This window comes from Roseateles sp. P5_E11, from assembly GCF_054049355.1.
In genome coordinates, this window is sequence record NZ_JBFUMO010001085.1 from 1 (window position 1) to 927 (window position 927).

Here is a 927-nt window from a genome sequence, read left to right on the forward strand (position 1 = left end):
AGCCTAGCGTCATCAAGCGGCCCGTCGTGCGCTGGCCGGACGGCCACTGGACGCTCGGATTTGGTGCGGAATCGTTCGAGAAGAGTGCATTGAATGCACCAAAGAAGAGCTGAACGATTGCTTGCGCTGCTCTCTGGCCGCAAATTCACGCCTTAAAGGCGGGCATTGAATTTGCAATTTCGGTGCGGTTTGGTTCGGATTGGTGCATGTCGCCCAAGTCTGGAGCCGCCGGCCGGAGGCAGCGTTGGAGTCATCGATCAAGCAGGGCGCAGACGCGCTCTTCATCCTTCTGGGCGCCATCATGGTGCTCGCCATGCATGCGGGCTTTGCCTTCCTCGAACTGGGCACCGTGCGCAAGAAGAACCAGGTCAATGCCCTGGTCAAGATCCTGGTGGACTTCGCGGTGTCCACGCTGGCCTATTTCCTGGTCGGCTACCTGGTCGCCTACGGCAGCCATTTCTTCGTCGGCGCCGAGCAGTTGGCGCAGAAGAACGGCTATGAGCTGGTCAAGTTCTTCTTCCTGCTGACTTTCGCGGCGGCCATTCCCGCCATCGTGTCGGGCGGCATTGCCGAGCGGGCCCGCTTCGGCCCGCAACTGGCCGCCACCTGCGTCATCGTTGGCTTCATCTACCCGGTGTTCGAAGGCGTGGCCTGGAACCAGGCCTTCGGCATCCAGGCCTGGCTGAAGGCCGCCACGGGCGCCGAGTTCCATGACTTCGCCGGCAGCGTCGTTGTGCATGCCGTGGGCGGCTGGATAGGTCTCGCCGCCGTGCTGCTGCTCGGCCCGCGCCTGAACCGCTACCGCAAGGACGGCGCGATGAGCGCCCACCCGCCGTCAAGCATCCCTTTCCTGGCCCTGGGCGCCTGGGTGCTGACGGTGGGCTGGTTCGGCTTCAACGTGATGAGCGCGCAGACGCTGGACAAGCT

General features: G+C 63.5%; 1 protein-coding gene. It reads left to right on the plus strand.

What is annotated here, in order from left to right:
- Positions 1-301: 301 nt before the first annotated feature.
- The coding region (locus ACXJKR_RS33585) for an ammonium transporter (protein WP_457326547.1) at positions 302-927 on the plus strand (626 nt) is incomplete at its 3' end.